This window comes from Anianabacter salinae, from assembly GCF_019061145.1.
GTDB classification, from domain to species: Bacteria; Pseudomonadota; Alphaproteobacteria; order Rhodobacterales; family Rhodobacteraceae; genus Anianibacter; species Anianibacter salinarum.
Genome location: NZ_JAHQZS010000002.1, coordinates 224,372 through 237,892, shown reverse-complemented (window position 1 = coordinate 237,892; position 13,521 = coordinate 224,372). Strand labels below are relative to the sequence as shown.

Annotated in this window: 17 protein-coding genes; 8 read left to right on the top strand and 9 right to left on the bottom strand. The window is 65.2% G+C overall.

The window, feature by feature from the left end; genetic code table 11:
* Positions 1 to 4: 4 nt before the first annotated feature.
* The 3 genes from KTJ87_RS05725 to KTJ87_RS05715 form a co-directional block, all read right to left on the bottom strand.
* Positions 5 to 472 (bottom strand): hypothetical protein, encoded by a 468-nt coding sequence (locus tag KTJ87_RS05725; protein WP_267138140.1) that lies wholly within the window; start codon positions 470 to 472, stop codon positions 5 to 7.
* A 19-nt stretch (positions 473 to 491) separates the two neighbouring features.
* The gene (locus KTJ87_RS05720; RefSeq protein WP_267138139.1) at positions 492 to 671 is read right to left on the bottom strand and encodes a hypothetical protein; all 180 of its coding nucleotides are present in this window, start codon (positions 669 to 671) and stop codon (positions 492 to 494) included.
* 61 nt (positions 672 to 732) lie between these two features.
* The gene (locus tag KTJ87_RS05715) at positions 733 to 1,977 is read right to left on the bottom strand and encodes a sarcosine oxidase subunit beta family protein (RefSeq protein WP_267138138.1); all 1,245 of its coding nucleotides are present in this window, start codon (positions 1,975 to 1,977) and stop codon (positions 733 to 735) included.
* Between the two features lie 204 nt (positions 1,978 to 2,181).
* Here KTJ87_RS05715 and ccmI point away from each other — a divergent pair, with 204 nt between their 5' ends.
* From ccmI to KTJ87_RS05700, 3 genes are read left to right on the top strand one after another with little or no spacing between them, the layout of a single operon-like run.
* Entirely contained in the window at positions 2,182 to 3,432 is a 1,251-nt protein-coding gene (gene ccmI, locus KTJ87_RS05710) for a c-type cytochrome biogenesis protein CcmI (RefSeq protein ID WP_267138137.1), read from the top strand.
* Positions 3,429 to 3,905 carry a Holliday junction resolvase RuvX gene (gene ruvX, locus KTJ87_RS05705; RefSeq protein WP_267138136.1) on the top strand — a complete coding sequence of 159 codons (477 nt, stop codon included), beginning with the start codon at positions 3,429 to 3,431 and terminating at the stop codon, positions 3,903 to 3,905. The genes ccmI and ruvX overlap by 4 nt, the downstream gene beginning before the upstream one ends.
* Positions 3,902 to 4,138 (top strand): DUF1289 domain-containing protein, encoded by a 237-nt coding sequence (locus KTJ87_RS05700; protein WP_267138135.1) that lies wholly within the window; start codon positions 3,902 to 3,904, stop codon positions 4,136 to 4,138. Before ruvX ends, KTJ87_RS05700 begins: the two co-directional genes overlap by 4 nt.
* Positions 4,139 to 4,226: 88 nt before the next feature.
* Here KTJ87_RS05700 and KTJ87_RS05695 read toward each other — a convergent pair whose 3' ends face one another.
* Both KTJ87_RS05695 and dusA read right to left on the bottom strand, forming a co-directional pair.
* Positions 4,227 to 5,051 carry a sulfite exporter TauE/SafE family protein gene (locus tag KTJ87_RS05695; RefSeq protein ID WP_267138134.1) on the bottom strand — a complete coding sequence of 275 codons (825 nt, stop codon included), beginning with the start codon at positions 5,049 to 5,051 and terminating at the stop codon, positions 4,227 to 4,229.
* 120 nt (positions 5,052 to 5,171) lie between these two features.
* Positions 5,172 to 6,179, bottom strand: a complete 1,008-nt coding sequence (gene dusA / locus KTJ87_RS05690) for a tRNA dihydrouridine(20/20a) synthase DusA (protein WP_267138133.1) — start codon at positions 6,177 to 6,179, stop codon at positions 5,172 to 5,174.
* 186 nt (positions 6,180 to 6,365) lie between these two features.
* Between dusA and KTJ87_RS05685 the strand changes: the two genes are divergently transcribed.
* From KTJ87_RS05685 to KTJ87_RS05670, 4 genes are all read left to right on the top strand, one after another.
* On the top strand, positions 6,366 to 6,704 hold the full coding sequence (locus tag KTJ87_RS05685; protein WP_267138132.1) for a hypothetical protein: 339 nt from the start codon (positions 6,366 to 6,368) through the stop codon (positions 6,702 to 6,704).
* Positions 6,705 to 6,827: 123 nt separating this feature from the next.
* Positions 6,828 to 7,688: a minor capsid protein gene (locus KTJ87_RS05680; RefSeq protein WP_267138131.1), complete on the top strand. Its 861-nt coding sequence runs from the start codon at positions 6,828 to 6,830 to the stop codon at positions 7,686 to 7,688.
* Positions 7,681 to 8,175, top strand: a complete 495-nt coding sequence (locus tag KTJ87_RS05675) for a hypothetical protein (protein ID WP_267138130.1) — start codon at positions 7,681 to 7,683, stop codon at positions 8,173 to 8,175. The genes KTJ87_RS05680 and KTJ87_RS05675 overlap by 8 nt, the downstream gene beginning before the upstream one ends.
* Positions 8,165 to 8,770 carry an alpha-ketoglutarate-dependent dioxygenase AlkB gene (locus KTJ87_RS05670; protein WP_267138743.1) on the top strand — a complete coding sequence of 202 codons (606 nt, stop codon included), beginning with the start codon at positions 8,165 to 8,167 and terminating at the stop codon, positions 8,768 to 8,770. Before KTJ87_RS05675 ends, KTJ87_RS05670 begins: the two co-directional genes overlap by 11 nt.
* 781 nt (positions 8,771 to 9,551) lie before the next feature.
* Here the strand turns inward: KTJ87_RS05670 and KTJ87_RS05665 are convergent.
* From KTJ87_RS05665 to KTJ87_RS05650, 4 genes are all read right to left on the bottom strand, one after another.
* Complete coding sequence (locus tag KTJ87_RS05665) at positions 9,552 to 9,710, bottom strand: hypothetical protein (protein ID WP_267138129.1); 159 nt, start codon at positions 9,708 to 9,710, stop codon at positions 9,552 to 9,554.
* A 155-nt stretch (positions 9,711 to 9,865) separates the two neighbouring features.
* Positions 9,866 to 10,960 carry a CaiB/BaiF CoA transferase family protein gene (locus KTJ87_RS05660; protein ID WP_267138128.1) on the bottom strand — a complete coding sequence of 365 codons (1,095 nt, stop codon included), beginning with the start codon at positions 10,958 to 10,960 and terminating at the stop codon, positions 9,866 to 9,868.
* Positions 10,961 to 12,127 carry an acyl-CoA dehydrogenase family protein gene (locus KTJ87_RS05655; RefSeq protein ID WP_267138127.1) on the bottom strand — a complete coding sequence of 389 codons (1,167 nt, stop codon included), beginning with the start codon at positions 12,125 to 12,127 and terminating at the stop codon, positions 10,961 to 10,963.
* Entirely contained in the window at positions 12,124 to 12,786 is a 663-nt protein-coding gene (locus tag KTJ87_RS05650; protein WP_267138126.1) for a class I SAM-dependent methyltransferase, read from the bottom strand. The genes KTJ87_RS05655 and KTJ87_RS05650 overlap by 4 nt, the downstream gene beginning before the upstream one ends.
* Positions 12,787 to 13,032: 246 nt before the next feature.
* On the opposite strand from KTJ87_RS05650, the gene KTJ87_RS05645 reads away from it, so the two are divergent.
* Positions 13,033 to 13,515: a hypothetical protein gene (locus KTJ87_RS05645; protein ID WP_267138125.1), complete on the top strand. Its 483-nt coding sequence runs from the start codon at positions 13,033 to 13,035 to the stop codon at positions 13,513 to 13,515.
* Positions 13,516 to 13,521: the final 6 nt, after the last annotated feature.

The following is a 13,521-nucleotide window of genomic DNA, read 5'->3' as shown; positions in this document are numbered from 1 at the left end:
GACCTCAGTTCAGGAATTCGTCGCGGCAGAAGAACATCGCGCGGATCAGTTCGGGACGCATTGCCAGGTCGATCTGCACGGAATCGTTCACCGCCGGCATGTCGATGCGCAGGCTCTGGTTGGCCTCCAGCAGGCGGTAGAACTGCTGCGCCTTCGATCCGAACCCGATCTGCGTGCCCAGAACCGACCCGTTGCGGGTCATGTCGAAATCCATCGCCCGCCCGTCCGGAAACACGAAGCGGATCGGCTGGTTGCCTTGCACGGCGCGGTAGCCGGGATGCTGGGTGATAAGGTGCAGCGACCGGCCGGGGCGCCAGTAGACGGTGAATCCCACCGCTTGGCCTTGGGCCGAGCGCGCGGTCTGCTGCGCCTGACAGGTCTGCTTCGAGAAGGTGCCGACCACCGTGAACGGGCCGAAGCGGGTGCGGAACGTCTCGCCCAGATCCTGGGCAAGAACTGGACCCGCCAGCACCGCACACAGCGCAAATGCGCTAGAGGTTCGGATAGACCACGTCAGCGGGCGTCGGCGAGACGAAATAGCCGTGCCCCTGGTAAATGACCGTGACCAGCATTGCACCCACGAGACAAACCGCGACACCAAAGGCGAAACCGGCGGCCTTGGGCGCGCGGCGCAGGAGGGCTTCGCGGGTCGGCAGTCTGGGCAGGCGCATGGGGCATCTCCGTGATTGCCCACCGGACCTATACTTGTTCTGACGGGGTTCAAGTTCGCCATCAATGCGCCACCCCCGCCGCGACGCTTTCGTCGATGAACCGGCCCTCGCGGAAGCGACCGAGCGAAAAGGCATCGGCCAGCGGCGACGTGCCCTTTGCCATCAGTTCGGCCATCGCCCAGCCCGAGCCGGGGATCGCCTTGAAGCCGCCGGTGCCCCAGCCGCAGTTGATGAACACGCCGTCCACCGGCGTCTTCGACAGGATCGGCGAGCGGTCGCCGGTCATGTCGACGATCCCGCCCCACTGCCGCAGCATCTTGAGGCGTGAAATCATCGGGAACGTCTCGATCAGCGCGCGCACGGTTTCCTCGATGTGATGAAAGCTGCCGCGCTGGGTGTAGTTGTTGTAGCCGTCCGCGCCGCCGCCGATGACCATCTCGCCCTTGTCGGACTGGCTCATGTAGCCGTGCACGGTGTTCGCCATCACGACGACGTCCATGCAGGGCTTGATCGGCTCGGACACCAGCGCCTGAAGCGCGACGGATTCGATCGGCAGACGGAAACCCGCCATGTCGGCCAGATGTCCCGAGTGCCCCGCCACGACGATACCCAGCTTGTCGCAACCGATGTCGCCGCGCGTGGTGGTCACGCCCGTGACCTTGCCGCCGTCGCGGGTCACGCCGGTGACTTCGCAGCGCTGAATGATGTCCATGCCCATTGCCGAGCACGCCCGCGCATAGCCCCAGGCGACCGCATCGTGCCGCGCGGTGCCGCCGCGCGCTTGCCACAGCCCACCGAGGACGGGGTAGCGCGGCCCGTCCAGCGCGATGATCGGCACCAGTTCCTTGACGCGCTTGGGCGTGATGTATTCGGTCTTGACCCCTTGCAGTGCGTTGGCGTGCGCCGTGCGCTTGTAGCCGCGCACCTCGTGCTCGGTCTGGGCCAGCATGATGACGCCGCGCGGGCTGAACATGATGTTGTAGTTCAGGTCCTGGCTGAGCGTCTCGTACAGCGAGCGTGATTTTTCATAGATCGCCGCCGACGGGTCCTGCAGGTAATTCGAGCGGATGATCGTCGTGTTGCGCCCGGTGTTTCCGCCGCCAAGCCAGCCCTTTTCCAGCACCGCGACATTGGTGATGCCGAAGTTCTTTCCAAGATAATAGGCCGTGGCCAGACCGTGCCCGCCCGCGCCCACGATGATGACATCGTAGCGCTTCTTCGGCTCGGGCGACGCCCAGGCGCGGTCCCATCCGGTGTGGTTGCGCAGCGCCTCGCGGGCGATGGCGAATGCGGAATAGCGTTTCATGGCCCGATTCCCTTTCCCGGCCCCGTTCCAGCCGGAGTGCCCCTTCCCTATCTTACGGGCAAGGGCGGTGCTGACGGCAAACGGCAGGTTTGAACAGAATAGCGACATCACGCCTCGCCGTGCCTGAGGCATCCTGTCCCGCCTTGGGGGTTTTGCGGCGGCGCGCGTGCGGATACATGGGGACGGAACCAAAGGGATACCCGCATGCTGTTCTGGATCGTCGCCACCGTGTTGTCGCTTGCCGTTGCAGGCGCCGTTCTGGCGTCGGTCCTGCGCCGCTCGGGCGAGGCCGCCCCAGCCGAAGCCTTCGATGTCGCCGTCTACCGCGACCAGCTTGCCGAGGTGGACCGCGACCTTGCGCGCGGTGTCGTCAGCGACGCCGAGGCAGATCGGCTGCGCACCGAGGTCTCGCGCCGCCTTCTGGCCGCCGACAAGGCCGCCTCCGAAGCCCCGCCCGAAGGCCGCGCCCCAAAGGCCGCGTCCTGGATCGTGGCCGGGGTCTGCGCGCTGGTCATCGTCGGCGGCGGTCTTGTGACCTATGCCCGGATCGGATCGCCCGGATACGCCGACCTGCCGCTGGCACAGCGTATCGCGACGGCAGAGCAGATGCGCGCCGACCGCCCCGGCCAGGCCGAGGCAGAGGCCGAGGTAGAGGCACGCTCGCAACTGCCCGACCTTCCCGCTGCAGAGCCTGACTTCATGGCGCTGATGGAGCGCCTGCGCGGCGTCGTCGCCGAGCGGCCCGATGACGTGCAGGGCTTGCAGCTTCTGGCGCGCAACGAGGCGCGGCTGGGCAATTTCCGCGCCGCGGCCGACGCGGCAGAGCGCATCCTGTCGGTCAAGGGAGACGCCGCCGAGGCGCGCGACTATGCCAATTACGCCGACCTTCTGATCCTCGCGGCGGGCGGCTATGTCTCGCCCGAGGCCGAGGCGGCCTTGCAGGGCGCGCTGGCGCGGGACGGGGCGAACGGCACCGCGCGCTACTACTACGGCCTGATGTACGCGCAGACGGGACGGCCCGACCTGGCGTTCCGCATCTGGCGTTCATTGCTGGCCGACAGCGCCGAAGGCGACCCCTGGACCCGCCCCGTTCGCGACCAGATCGAGGATGTGGCGGCCCGCGCCGGGGTCGACTTCACGCTGGCCGACATCGCGACCCCGCCGGCAAGTGCTGCGCCCGGTCCGACCCGGGAACAGATGGAAGCGGCCGGCGAGATGAGCGCCGAAGACCGCCAGGCGATGATCCGCGGCATGGTCGACGGGTTGGCACAGCGGCTTGGCTCGGAGGGCGGGCCGCCCGAGGACTGGGCGCGCCTGATCGGGGCGCTGGGGGTTCTGGGCGACACGGACCGCGCCGCCGCGATCTGGGCCGAGGCCCAGAGCGTCTTTGCCGACGCGCCGGACGCGCTGGCCGCGATCCGCAGCGCCGCGCAAGATGCAGGAGTGGCAGAGTGATCCTTGACGAGATCGGCGCCTTCCTGGCCGCCCTGCCCCCGCGCCGCGCCATCGCGGGGCTCGATCTTGGCGACAAGACCATCGGCGTCGCGGTGTCGGACGGCACCCTTTCGGTGGCGACGCCGCTTCTGACCGTGCGGCGCAGCAAGTTTGGCGTCGATGCCGAGGCGCTGTTGAAGATCGTCGCCGAGCGGGCGCTGGGCGGGCTGATCCTTGGCCTGCCGCGCAACATGGACGGCAGCGAGGGGCCGCGCTGCCAATCGACGCGCGCCTTCGCGCGCAACCTCTCGCGGCTGACCGAGGTGCCGATCACCTTCTGGGACGAGCGGCTGTCGACCGTCGCCGCCGAACGCGCGCTGCTAGAGGCCGACACCTCGCGCAGGCGCCGCGCCGAGGTGATCGACCACGTCGCAGCCGGGGTGATCCTGCAAGGCGCGCTGGACCGCATCCGGCATCTGAGGGCAGAGCGATGAGCGACGACACCTGGACCCGGGACGAGGTTCAAAGCCCCTGCGTGCGCATCTGCGTCGTGCACCCCGAAGAGCGGCTGTGCGTCGGTTGTCTGCGCACGCTGGACGAGATCGCGGCCTGGTCGCGGATGACCGGCGACGAGCGCCGGGCGGTGCTGGAGGCCTTGCCGGACCGTGCCCCGCGCCTGCGCAAACGCCGCGGCGGACGGGCGGGTCGGACCGGGCGCGACGGATAGCTCGGCGCTGGGGGCGAGGCTGGGGGGACGCTGTCCCCCCAGACCCCCCTGGAGGTATTTGAAGACCAAAGATGAGCAGGGCGGCGCGCTAGAACCCGAGCGAGCGGCGCAGCATGTTCAGGGCGACCATTGCGAGGAAGAAGGCGAAGACCCGCTTGAGCGGTTTCGGGTCCATCGCGTGCGCCAGCCGCACGCCAAGGGGCGTCGTGATCAGGGTCATGGCGATGATGACGGCAAAGGCGGGCAGGTTCACCGCGCCGATGGTGTAGGGCGGCGTCACGTCGCCGGGCAGGTCCAGCAGCAGGAACCCCGCCACCGAGGGCACCGCGATCAGGATGCCGAAGCCCGCCGCCGTGGCCACGGCCCGGTGGATCGGCACCGAATAGAGGCTCATCAGCGGCACCCCGAAGCTGCCGCCGCCGATCCCCATCAGCACCGACAGGAACCCCACCGCCGGGGACAGCACCCAGCGCCGCGGGCCCGATGGCATCTGCGGACCGAGCGACCAGCTTTGCCGTCCGAAGGCGAGGTAGAAGGCGATCACCAGCGCAAGGCAGCCGAAGATGAGTTGCAGCGTCTGGGTGCGCAGCGCGGCGGCGACACCGACACCCAGAAGCGCGCCGATGGCGATGCCGATCGCCCAGCCGCGAAGGATCGTCCAGTCGACCGCGCCCTTCTTGTTGTGCGCAAGGACAGAGCGCAGCGACGTCACGACGATCGTGGCCAGCGACGTGGCGAGGCAGATCTGCATAAGGTAGGGGCTGTCATAGCCGAGCCCGGCGAAGGCGTAGAAGAACGCGGGCACCAGCACGATGCCGCCGCCCACGCCCAGAAGCCCCGCTAGAACGCCGGCCAGCGCGCCGATGACCAGCAAGAGCGCCAGCATCGGCAGGATCAGTGACATCTCTGGCATGGTGCGCCCTCCTGCGGCAACGCGAACTTGCGCCAGATAGACCGCAGCGGCGGGCGGATCACAATCGCTATTGCGCGCAGGGTCTGTGCACGCCCCATGCGGGCCCCTGCGCGCGTTCCGTCACTCTGCCGCCGCAGCCTCGGGCAGAAGTTGCGCCAGGGCGTCATCGAGCAACCCGAGCCCGGCGCCCGACCTGTGTGCCCCTTCGGACAGGACGCGCCGCCAGCCCCGCGCACCCGGCAGGCCCGCGAACAGGCCCAGCATATGCCGGGTGACGTCGTGCAGCCTGCCGCCCTCGGCCAGATGCGCCGAGATGTAGGGCTTCATCGCTTCGGCCACCTCGGCGCGGGTGAGCGGAGTTGAGGCCTCGCCAAAGATGCGCCGGTCCGCGTTCAGAAGGATGTCTGCGGGCTGCTGGTAGGCCACGCGCCCGATCATCACGCCGTCCATGCCAGCCGCAAGCTGGTCCTCCGCCGCACCAAGCGAGGCGATGCCGCCGTTGATCGACAGGTGCAGGCCCGGAAATTCCCGCTTCATCGCGTGGACCAGCGGATAGTCGAGCGGCGGGATGTCGCGGTTCTCCCTCGGGCTGAGCCCCTGCAGCCACGCCTTGCGGGCATGGATCGTGATCCGCCGCACCCCGGCTGCCTGCACCGCAGACAGGAAGTCCGGCAGGACGTCTTCAGCGACCTGGTCATCGACGCCGATGCGGCATTTCACTGTCACCGGCACAGGCTGCGCCGCGATCATCGCTGCCACGCAGTCGGCCACGAGACCGGGGGATTTCATCAGCACCGCACCGAAGGCCCCCGACTGCACCCTGTCAGACGGGCAGCCGACGTTCAGGTTGACCTCGTCATAGCCCTCGTCCGCCGCCATCCTTGCCGCTTGTGCGAGCTCTGCCGAGTCCGATCCGCCAAGCTGCACCGCGACGGGATGCTCTGCCGCGTCAAAGCGCAACAGATGCCGCGCGCCGCCTCTCACCAAGGCGGGCGCCGTCACCATCTCGGTATACAGCAGCGTGCGCCGCGACATCAGCCGGTGGAAGTACCGGCAATGGCGGTCGGTCCAGTCCATCATCGGGGCAATGGACAACCGCGCGGCCCGGGTGGCTGCGTTCTGGGGCATTCAGCGATCTCCTCGGGTGCGCCCTCGACCGGAACGGACCCATTGTGCACACAATACGCACACGGCGTCTGTCCTGCCACCCCACCCCGTGCAAAGACAGGAAGACGGCGGCGTTTGAGTAGTGGTGCCTCGAAACAAGGGGCATTGCTGAACCCTTCAGCTTCAACAAATGTTGTAATGTGGGACATGATCGACTATCCTCTCCCCGTTTCCAGACTCTCGATCGATATCTCGACGGAAGACCACCAGAAGCTCAAGGCCATCGCTGCTCTCAAGGGGCAGAGCATCGAGGACTATGTTCTGGGTCGAGCGCTTGGCGACACCCCTGCCCTCGACGGCATGAGCGAGGACCAGGCCTTCATGGCGCTGGCCAACTTCCTGGAGCCGAGGATCGAGCAGGCGCGGCGCGGCGAACTTTCCGGCAAGTCGCTTGACGAGATCCGGCGCGAAGAATGCAAGCGCACCGGTTTCAGACTTCTCCAATCCATGTCATCAGATTTCCTTGCCGCTCCAGAGGATCTCTGAGGGCCCTTCGGAGCCTCTCAGGACGCACTACATCGACGAGCGAGGTCACCGAACTTATGATTAACTTCTTCTAAAGCGCTCGTCGGTACAAAGGTGTTTTGAACAAGCAGCCCGGTGCGTGAAATGACTCTGATCGACCCGCAAGAGTATCGGGAAGCCTTTGTGCAATATCTGCGCAAGGGAACACCGATCCGGTTTGAGACGAAGAACACCCGGCCAACCACGGATTACGTCTGGCGGACACGTCGCGATGGCAAAGTGCGCTCGTCTCATGCTGAGCGCGAAGGTCAGGTTTTCTTATGGGACGATCCGCCAGAAGGTGGCCACCCTGGGGAAGATTATGGATGCCGCTGCACGGCGGAACCATACCTCCCACAGACCTCCGAATTCATAGAAATCTCCCTGCAGGGTGTTTCGGGCGGCGGTGCCGCTTGGAGTAGCAGGGATTTTGTGAACCACTACTACCGTGGAACCGGTAGAAGCGTCACCATACGCGAGACTGGCCATCTGTCGGCAATCGTTAGTGAGTACATGGCTCGGGTGGAAAAACGGCTGAAAGATCAAATTGCAACCGAAGCACGCCGTAAACGCACGGGTGGCTTCATCTATCCATTTGGTAGGCCGTACAACAGGACAAGTGTTGTTTTCAGCATCGGCGATACGGTGATCGGCGGTGAATTGTCAGGTAATGTAGAAGAAAAGCACGGTGTCCTGAGCGTGGAAGGCTCGTTTGATTTCTACTTGAGAGACGAATTTGCTGACCCTGCCGACATAGGGGTTGAGATCATTGATCCTGGCGAGACAATCTTTGAGAACATCCACAGACCCCTCGATAATCATCTCAGGGGCCGTACCGGCCTTCCACCGCGTGGCCCCCAACGGCTTGGGGTTCAAACCGGTGAGCCGTATTCGATAACTGACGACTGGTCAGGGACGCTGAGCGGGCAAATCTACTTGGATCCTGCGCGAAGCGCCTATGGATAGCTTCCGCCCCCTTTTGGCAATCGGAACGCTCTCTGCAGTTCTTGCACTAGGGTTCTTCTGCGGGGTTCCGACGCACTGCGTGCAGCTTCCCAATGGCTTGAACATCGGTAAACAAGCTCTGATTGATCTGAGCAGACCATATTTCAGGCCAGATATCGTGCCCAAGTTTGACAACGGAAAGTCATTGCTACCGGGCGACGCATGGCCGTTCTACGCCACAGAAACAACAGTTTACGGGCTCGCGCTAGAAGCCGATCCGGACAATGATTTCTGGTTCGCGTGGCGAGAAGACACTGGTTTGGTTCTAAAGGTCGAAAACGCTGCACTCTACGAAGAACTGATTTCCGAAGCGGGCACGCCTTTGGGAAACAAGGGTGTTAGGGGCGTGGATTCTCATATCGTCATGATGGAGCTACAAAGGCGACCTGAATATGTCAATCAAACCTGTCGGACGCGGTGGATCGTAGTTGGCACAGGTGACCTTTAGTTTGCGGTCGGCCCAACTCTCATTTCGTCAGGATGAATGGCCGGACGGGCTGACCTATCTGGAAAATTACATTCAGGAGGATGAGGCCGAAAGGCTCGTCCGAAAGATTAACGCAGCCCCCTGGCGCACCGATCTGAAGCGGCGGGTGCAGCATTACGGCTGTCGCTACGACTACAAGGCGCGGCAAGCCCGGCGGGAAGACTATCTTGGACCACTGCCTGACATTTTTCAGCACCTGGCGGAACGGTTGACCTCTGAAGGCCATTTTCAAGCCTTTCCGGATCAGGTCATCGTCAACGAATATCGGCCCGGACAGGGCATTTCTGCCCATATCGACTGCCAACCCTGCTTCGGGGAAGCGATAGCCTCACTGAGCTTGCTCTCGGCATGCATGATGCGGTTTGCCGCGCAGAGGTCTTCCCGGCACATGGAGCTTCTGCTTCAGCCCAACAGCCTCTTGGTCATGGCAGGTGAGGCCCGCCATGAGTGGACCCATGCCATCCCGGCCAGAAAGACGGATCTTGTCGAAGGCCAGAAGTCCCGACGAACGCGACGCATTTCGCTGACATTTCGGAAGATGAGATTTGAGAATTGAGTTCCGCCGTTTCGAGCATGACGAACCGAAGAGAACACGACGCCGCACGACATTGCGCGATCGAAACATGAACATACATTGCACACGACTCCACTCAACCCTTTGAAATACAGCTTAAATCCCCACCATCCATCATCGGGGCTGTCGATAGCCTTGCTGCATCGGTGGCTGCGCTCTGGGGCATCCTGGGTTCTCCTTGGGATCGACGGTTCTCATGCCGGGCCCGCGTTGCACACTTTACGCACACGGACACGCTCCTGCCACCCTGTCCCCGCGCCACGTCAGGCTGGCGGCGGCGTCCGGGACGGTTTCGCAGGGGTCATGGAACGCGATGGACAGGGGACAAGCGCCTGATCAGCGAAGTTCGGCATCGATCGACGTCGTGATCCGGTGGCGGGGCCAGTATCCGTATCAGCTGCGGTGATGCCGGCGGTGTTGATCGCGACGTCCCGCCTCACGCGCCCCGACTTGGCGCCAGAACGCTGGCAGTCGGCGGGATGGTCACGTTGCGCGGCGCTCTCGTCGGAGCGGCCGGTCAGGGGGGGAGGCGGTGCTTCTTGACACCGCCTACATAGGCAATCGCTGCACGTTTCCGACCGAATGCGGGAAAGACGTGACTCGGTATCCATGCATGGCAGTTGATTAGGTTGATCCGCTGAGGTGCGGACAGGTCCATGACGCTGCCGTCCGTCGCCAACCGCGGAGGCGATGCCCGTAGCCGGTGACCAGTCTAGGATCATCCCTCAGTTCAGGAACGAGATACCAATCCTTGCCCCCACCATCAGGACGGGAAGTATACTGCGTCCTCTACAGGCCCCTTTGGATCACGGACTCCCATGGTCGTCTGCGCGATATCGACCCGCTGCAGCGCAGGGGCCGACCAAGGTTTCTTCGCCTCGCCTGCGTCATTCTCGGACGGCGATACGTGCGACTTCGTCATGGTGAATTCCGTTCCGTCCAGAAAAAGCATCATCCTCGGATGGTTGATCGCTAGTGCACCCGCACCCGCAAGGCAAGAACTGTCTGCGAGCGTTGCGCAAAGCCGCGCAGGGCGTCGCCGCGTTGCTGCGCCGCAGGCGCGCGCGGAGTGACGCGCTATTCCTCCCCCTCGCCGATCCCCGGAACCGGGCCATAGGACCGCGCGGCGCCGGTCTCTTGCACACCCGGCGCGGGAAAGCTGACCGGGCCGCCGGGGGTGTCGACGGTGATCCGCCGCAGGTGCGGGTGGGCGGCGAGGCCTGCCATGTCGTTGACCTTGGCAAAGGCGATATCGGCGGCCAGCAGCAGCGTCTCGGCCTCGTCCGACGTGCGCGCGGCGAAACCGGCCTGCACGGCGGCGTCTGTCGATGTTCGGTTCTTCACCCGCGCCACGTTGGTGGCAAAGCGCGGATCGTCGGCCAGCGCGGCATCCCCGATGAAATCTCGCGCAAGGATGCGCCATTCGCGGTCGGACTGGACAGAGATCAGGATCGGCGGTCCCTCGCGCGGCTGGAATACACCGTAAGGCGCGATCGAGGGATGGGCGAGGCCGACGCGGCGCGGGGTCCTGCCGCCCTCGTGGTTCAAGAGCGGCACGGTCAGCCAGTCGGCCATCACGTCGAACATCGACACCGACAGGCGCGCGCCCTGCCCGGTGATGCCGCGCCGGATCAGGCCTTCAAGGATCGCGGCGTGGGCGGTGGCACCGGTGGCGATATCGACGACCGAGGTGCCGACGCGGGCAGGCTCGGACGGGCCGCCGGTAATGGAACACAGGCCACTGTCGGCCTGGATCAGCAGGTCATAGGCCTTGCGCGTCGCCATCGGGCCGGTCTCGTCGTAGCCCGAGATGGAACAGGAGATCAGCGCCGGGTTCTCGGCGTGCAGACGATCCAGCGCGAAGCCAAGCTTGGCCATCGCGCCGGGCTTGAGGTTCTGCACCAGCACATCCGCGCCCGCGATCAGGTCGGCCAGCCGTGCCTTGCCCGCGTCAGAGGCCATGTCGATGACCACCGACCGCTTGCCGCGATTGAGCCAGACGAAATAGCTCGATTGCCCCGCCGCCACGTCGTCGTAGCCGCGCGCGAAATCACCCTCGGGGCGTTCCACCTTCCATACCGTCGCGCCCGCGTCTGCCAGCCGCGAGGTGGCGAAAGGCGCGGCGACCGCCTGCTCCACTGCGACGACGACAAGGCCCTCCAGCGGCAGCATTCAGAACGACCTCGGCAGGCCGAGCATGTGCTCGGCCACATAGGAGAGGATCAGGTTGGTCGAGATCGGGGCGACCTGATAGAGCCGCGTCTCGCGGAACTTGCGTTCGACGTCGTATTCCGACGCAAAGCCGAACCCGCCGTGGAACTGGATGCAGGCATTCGCCGCCTCCCAGCTTGCCTTGGCCGCCAGATACTTGGCCATGTTCGCCTGCGCGCCGCAGGGCTGGCCCTCATCGAACAGGCGGCACGCTTCGTAGCGCATCAGGTTCGCCGCCTCGACCTCGATGAAGGCCTCGGCGATGGGGAACTGCACGCCCTGGTTCTGGCCGATGGGGCGGCCGAACACCTGACGCTCGCCCGCATAGGCGGTGACCTTGTCGATGAACCAATAACCGTCGCCGATACATTCCGCCGCGATCAGCGCGCGTTCGGCGTTCAGACCGGTGAGGATGTATTTGAACCCCTGCCCCTCCTCGCCGATCAGGTTCTCGGCGGGGATTTCGAGATTGTCGAAGAACAGCTCGTTCGTCTCATGGTTCACCATGTTGCGGATCGGCTTGACGTCCATGCCCTTGGCCATCGCGTCCTTCACGTCGACAAGGAAGATCGACAGCCCTTCGGATTTCTTCTTCACATCCGCTAGCGGCGTGGTGCGCGCCAGAAGGATCATCAGGTCGGAATGCTGCACCCGGCTGATCCAGACCTTCTGGCCGTTGATGACATAGCGGTCGCCCTTACGCACCGCGGTGGTCTTGATCTTGGTGGTGTCGGTGCCGGTCGTGGGTTCGGTCACGCCCATGGATTGCAGGCGCAATTCGCCGCTGGCGATCTTGGGCAGGTAGCGCTGGCGCTGCTCTTCCGATCCATGCCGCACCAGCGTGTTCATGTTATACATCTGGCCGTGACAGGCGCCTGAATTGCCGCCCGCGCGGTTGATTTCCTCCATGATGACAGAGGCTTCGGTCAGCCCGAGGCCGGAACCGCCGTATTCTTCGGGGATCAGCGCGGCCATCCAGCCGCCCTTGGTCAGCGCATCGACGAAGGCCTCGGGATAGGCGCGGTCTTCGTCGATCTTGCGGTGATACTCGGGCGGGAACTCGGCGCAGAGCGCGCGCACGGCGTCCCGGATGTCGTCATGGGCGGCGCCCTGGGTGGTCTGGATCATCTTGCGTCCTTTGGATCGGGCACCGTCATCAGGCGGACGGACATCGGCTGCGACAGGCCGGGGCGACCATCGCGAAGCGTGGCATGGGCGTCGAAAGCCGCCCGCAGCGCCGCCTCGTGCCGCTCAACGGCAGGCGCGCGCGCCGGGTCGGCAGCCAGGATGCGGTCGCGAAACGCGGCAAAGCCGTCATAGCTGTCGCGCCGGTCGTAGCGGTAGGCGCGGGTCTGGTGCAACACGCCCGACGCAGCGGCCCGGTCAAGAGCCGCCTGCGCGGCGGTGCGGATTTCGGTCTCGTCATCGACGATGGCAAGCACACGGCTCAGATCGCCTGTCGCGTCCGGTTCGATCACCACAAGGCGGCCGCCGGGGACAAGCACGCGCGCGATCTCGCGCAGGGCGGCGTCCATCGCGGGCATGGGCACATGGTGAAGGGCGTTCACGCAGACGGCAGCGTCAAAGCTGGCATCCGCGTAGGGCATCGCCTCGGCCACGCCAATGTCGATGCCGGCCCCCGCACCAGCCGGATCGAGGCCGCGCCAAAGTGCCCCCGCCTCGGTCAGCGCGCGCTGCAGGGTGCCAGAACCGCAGCCGACATCAATAATCCGCAATCCCCCGAGCGGATCAAGGTTCGCCGCGATGACGTCCAGCGCAGAGGTCATCGTTGCCGCCCCGAAGGCAGGGAATGTCCGATTTTCAGGGTCTTGAAAGGCATCATTCACCACGCGCGCACGCCCGCAGGATCGGGCGCCCGGACGGTAGAACGGCCACGCACGGGCGGCAAGACCGGCGCATGGGAAACCTCTGCGGGCTTTTGCCGACAAAAATACTCAGGATTGACATGCCTTACTGTTTCACTCAACAATCCACGGAAGGATCAGCCTCCCCTGCAAGAAGGACCGTCCAGAATGACCGATCAGACACCGATCCGGGGCGGCGCACCCGTTGGCCTTGTCGCTGACCTTGCGCCCGTCGAGGCTTGGGCGGTGGCCTGCCTGCGCCGCTGGAACGACGGGCCGGACGCGCAAGAGGACATCCTGCGCGAGATCGTGGGACAACTCGGCGCGCGCCACGGAGAAACCGCGATGTGCGCCTTTCAGGACCTGTGCATCCTGTGCGCGCGCTATGGGCGCCGCCCGATGATGCGCCACCAATCCGGGTGCAAATGCCTTGGATCAGACGAGGCCTGCTTTGCCAATTTCATCGGCGCGGCTGCGGACGGCGCGCGCGAGGATGCGCTGATGATGGCGATGCTGCTGGTCCGCGCCGACATCGCGCCCTGCCTCGTCGGGCTTGCGGAAACCGTCGGGCTCGCGCTGCGCCGCATGACGCTGCACGCGGATGACCGGCACGCGCGGTCCGGCAGCGACGTGGCGCGCCATTTGCACTAGGCGCCG

Bases quoted from the DNA above. Each gene is read 5' to 3' on its own strand.
- KTJ87_RS05720 (WP_267138139.1), bottom strand. From the start codon at position 671: ATGCGCCTGCCCAGACTGCCGACCCGCGAAGCCCTCCTGCGCCGCGCG.
- KTJ87_RS05715 (WP_267138138.1), bottom strand. From the start codon at position 1,977: ATGAAACGCTATTCCGCATTCGCCATCGCCCGCGAGGCGCTGCGCAAC.
- ccmI (WP_267138137.1), top strand. From the start codon at position 2,182: ATGCTGTTCTGGATCGTCGCCACCGTGTTGTCGCTTGCCGTTGCAGGC.
- KTJ87_RS05700 (WP_267138135.1), top strand. From the start codon at position 3,902: ATGAGCGACGACACCTGGACCCGGGACGAGGTTCAAAGCCCCTGCGTG.
- KTJ87_RS05695 (WP_267138134.1), bottom strand. From the start codon at position 5,051: ATGCCAGAGATGTCACTGATCCTGCCGATGCTGGCGCTCTTGCTGGTC.
- dusA (WP_267138133.1), bottom strand. From the start codon at position 6,179: ATGCCCCAGAACGCAGCCACCCGGGCCGCGCGGTTGTCCATTGCCCCG.
- KTJ87_RS05685 (WP_267138132.1), top strand. From the start codon at position 6,366: ATGATCGACTATCCTCTCCCCGTTTCCAGACTCTCGATCGATATCTCG.
- KTJ87_RS05680 (WP_267138131.1), top strand. From the start codon at position 6,828: ATGACTCTGATCGACCCGCAAGAGTATCGGGAAGCCTTTGTGCAATAT.
- KTJ87_RS05675 (WP_267138130.1), top strand. From the start codon at position 7,681: ATGGATAGCTTCCGCCCCCTTTTGGCAATCGGAACGCTCTCTGCAGTT.
- KTJ87_RS05665 (WP_267138129.1), bottom strand. From the start codon at position 9,710: ATGACGAAGTCGCACGTATCGCCGTCCGAGAATGACGCAGGCGAGGCG.
- KTJ87_RS05660 (WP_267138128.1), bottom strand. From the start codon at position 10,960: ATGCTGCCGCTGGAGGGCCTTGTCGTCGTCGCAGTGGAGCAGGCGGTC.
- KTJ87_RS05655 (WP_267138127.1), bottom strand. From the start codon at position 12,127: ATGATCCAGACCACCCAGGGCGCCGCCCATGACGACATCCGGGACGCC.
- KTJ87_RS05650 (WP_267138126.1), bottom strand. From the start codon at position 12,786: ATGACCTCTGCGCTGGACGTCATCGCGGCGAACCTTGATCCGCTCGGG.
- KTJ87_RS05645 (WP_267138125.1), top strand. From the start codon at position 13,033: ATGACCGATCAGACACCGATCCGGGGCGGCGCACCCGTTGGCCTTGTC.